Raw genomic sequence first — 3,144 nt, 5'->3', positions numbered from 1 at the left:
AAGAAACGCTACCTGGCCACCGTGATCATCAATTCCAGAACCTGTATCAAATCAGTGGTTATCGCCATTCCGCTCAGAACAGCAACCTGATTTCTATAGCGATTACTTGAATCAATTTGAATTGTCGGATCAATCGAAGTAGAATCAACACTATTCAATGGGATTTGAATTTCCGCTCGTACCACCCGCTCTGTCAGGAACTTCCATGCGACAATTTCATCATGTTGGCGTGATTACGGATGAACGGCAGCCAAATGAAATTTACGTCTCAGAGACGAAAGTTTATGTCACCAACCCCAATGAGCATCCTTATCAAATCGAATACCTGAGGTTCGAGCCTGACAGCCCCGTGACCGGACCTGTCCGCAACCAGCCGCATATCGCTTTTAAAGTTCCGAATCTGGAACAGGAAATCGAAGGTATGGAAATTCTACTGGGCCCGTTTCAGGCTCTGGAAAATTTAAAAGTCGTGTTTGTACTGATCGACGGCGCCGTTTTCGAATTCATGGAATTCACGGACGGTTCTGAATTTGGAGAGTTTGCATGATGAGTGGCACGGCGCGAGCGGTCGTTTTCGTCGATCATATAAACAAACCTGCAAACGGTGACTGGCGCCAGACCGCTCAGCTACTCGATGTCTCACGGTAACGAAACTGCTCTCTCCTACCAGACAATTTACCGTTAAACAGCCGCTGCCTCTTCGCAGATGGCGGCGATCATGCCTACCAGTTTTTTGCGATCAATGGGTTTCGTTATGTGATCATTACAACCGGCTTTGATGCACTTTTCGCGGTCCCCTTCCATCGCGTTCGCCGTCAGGGAAATGATGGGACCCCGGTAACCAGCTTCGCGAATTTTCCGTGTGGCTTCGTAACCATCCAGCACCGGCATCTGCATATCCATCAGAATGACATCAAACAAATCACCGGCATCCAGCGCTTTCACGGCGGCCTCGTGTGCCACTTCGCCATTTTCTGCAACGCTCACTTCCGCGCCAGCCTTCTTCAGAATAAAGGCAATCAGCTTTTGATTGTCAGGACCATCCTCGGCCAGCAGCACTTTTTTCCCTTGCAGTGTTGATTCATCAAAGGCCGGATATTCGGGCTGACCTTGCTGATGTTCCGGAGTCTCCTGTGAACTGCTCTGCTGCAGTTCCTGCAGCAGGTCAATCCCCTCCAGGCTTCCGACCCGAACAGTAGCGCTGAATCGAGAGCCCTTGTCACGTTCGCTGATCACCGAGATATCGCCACCTAACATTTCTGCCAGACGTTTGCAGATCGTCAGCCCCAGCCCTGTTCCTCCATACTTGCGTGTCGTGGAAGAATCGGCCTGAGTAAACGGACGGAACAGATTTGACATTTGAGACTCGGACATTCCGATGCCCTGGTCAATCACCGTAAATTGAATCAGTGGTTCCTCGCCGGAACTTTGCAGGAGTTCTGTTTCCAGACGAATCGTACCGACTTCCGTAAACTTGATGGCATTTCCAATCAGATTAATCAGGATCTGCCTGATGCGTGTCGGATCGGAATTGAAAAAGGCAGGCAGCGGGAACTGAAACGCGGACTCCAGTTTCAAGCCTTTGGCTTCCGCCCTGACCTGAACCAGTTCCAAGACCTCTTCCACAATTTTCTGGGGGGAACAGGCGATCGATTCGATGTCCAGTTTACCCGCCTCAATTTTCGACAGGTCGAGAATATCGTTGATCAATTCCATCAAATGCCCGCCGTTGCGTTTGATGGTGTCCAATGAATCCAAAAACAGTTCCGGCATCTGACGTGATTTTGCTTCCAGTTCCAGAATTTCGGTGTACCCCAGGATGGCTGTCATCGGAGTGCGGATTTCATGGCTCATATTCGCCAGGAAAGCGCTCTTGGATTGATTGGCGGCTTCCGCCTCTCGTCTGAGTGTTTTCTGTTCGCGGAGCAACTGCAAAGCGCGCAGTGCATTTCTGACGCGCGCCTTGATTTCCGAATCGGTGGCCGGCTTGGGAATGTAGTCGAAGGCCCCTTCATCAAAGGCCCGGGAAATCCCTTTGCCGTCATTTTGCGAGGTCACCATGATAACGGCAACCTCCTCGACTTTATAATTCGCGCGGATTTCATGCAGCACGGAAAAGCCATCCAGAACCGGCATTTCCACGTCTAATAAAACGATATCCGGTTTCAGCTCATGCACCTTCCGGCGACCGTCTTCTCCGTTAATGGCGGTATACAATTCATAACCGTCCTGAGTCAGTGCCGCCGAAAGAATCCGCCTCACGACATCCGAATCATCAACAATCAGTATCTTGGATACTTGCTTATTCATCTTATTTTTTCTGTCTGGGACTTTTTTGATTTACGACAGGCGTAAAACGAAGAGTTGGATGTTCTAAAATTAGGACAGAGAATGCCACGAAGTTCGAAGAGAACAGGTATTTGCACCGTTTTTTAAACGAAACTAAAATGTGGTGTGCCGATTACATCGCTTAAGCAAATTATTCCTCAAAGTACACTGAGGGATAACGACCACACAAAACCGCAGTGTTTTAATCTGACGTTCTGATTCGTTCAGTCGTCAGAGACCCGCAGTGCAGGGTTTTCCTGCTTGAGCGTCTCCAGCATCGCATCAGAAGCGTTGGTATTACTGAGACTCAATTCGACCAGATTCGGCGTAGACGACAGATAAGCCACCCCGACATCGGTTACTCCAGTGTGATCCAGAATCAATACTTTGAGCTGCCGCAGGCGGGCCAGTTGCTTTAAGCCCCGATCCGTAATCTGTGTACCATCCAGTTCCAGAAATTCCAGGTTGCGACACTGGGATAGAACCGTCGCACTGCGATCTGACACTTTACAATTCGATAAGCTCAAACCGACTAATCTTTCTTTAGCAGAACCCTGGCTCAGAATTTCCAGCTCTGCTTCCTGAAATTCAGAATTGGCTAAATTTAGATAAATCAGTCCCTCGATCTTTAACAAAAGGGACAGACAAGACTCCTCAATCTGACAACTTCTGAGATAAATCACCTCTAGATTGGGGAGATGGGCAATAGCAGTCGCTCGTTCCCGATCGATCAATAAACCCTCTAAATGCAATTCTTTCAGTTTGGGAAATGTTGGCAGCATGCGGAACAGTTCATCAATCTCTTCAGGATCGCTT

The 3,144-nt window shown here is 48.8% G+C and carries 2 protein-coding genes and 1 pseudogene; 1 reads left to right on the top strand and 2 read right to left on the bottom strand.

The annotated features are described in order from the left end of the window. Window positions 1-205: 205 nt before the first annotated feature. Window positions 206-547, top strand: coding sequence for a hypothetical protein (locus Q0294_RS15135; protein WP_299467114.1), 342 nt, complete (start codon window positions 206-208; stop codon window positions 545-547). 134 nt (window positions 548-681) lie between these two features. Here the strand turns inward: Q0294_RS15135 and Q0294_RS15130 are convergent, their stop codons facing one another. Continuing rightward, window positions 682-2,310 carry a response regulator gene (locus Q0294_RS15130; RefSeq protein WP_299467112.1) on the bottom strand — a complete coding sequence of 543 codons (1,629 nt, stop codon included), beginning with the start codon at window positions 2,308-2,310 and terminating at the stop codon, window positions 682-684. Window positions 2,311-2,552: 242 nt separating this feature from the next. Then, window positions 2,553-3,144, bottom strand: a pseudogene (locus tag Q0294_RS15125) (hypothetical protein); the annotation flags it as partial.

This window comes from uncultured Gimesia sp. (genome assembly GCF_937919775.1).
GTDB lineage: Bacteria > Planctomycetota > Planctomycetia > Planctomycetales > Planctomycetaceae > Gimesia.
Note: the sequence above shows the minus strand (reverse complement) of the source record. Positions and strands in the feature narration are given on the sequence as shown.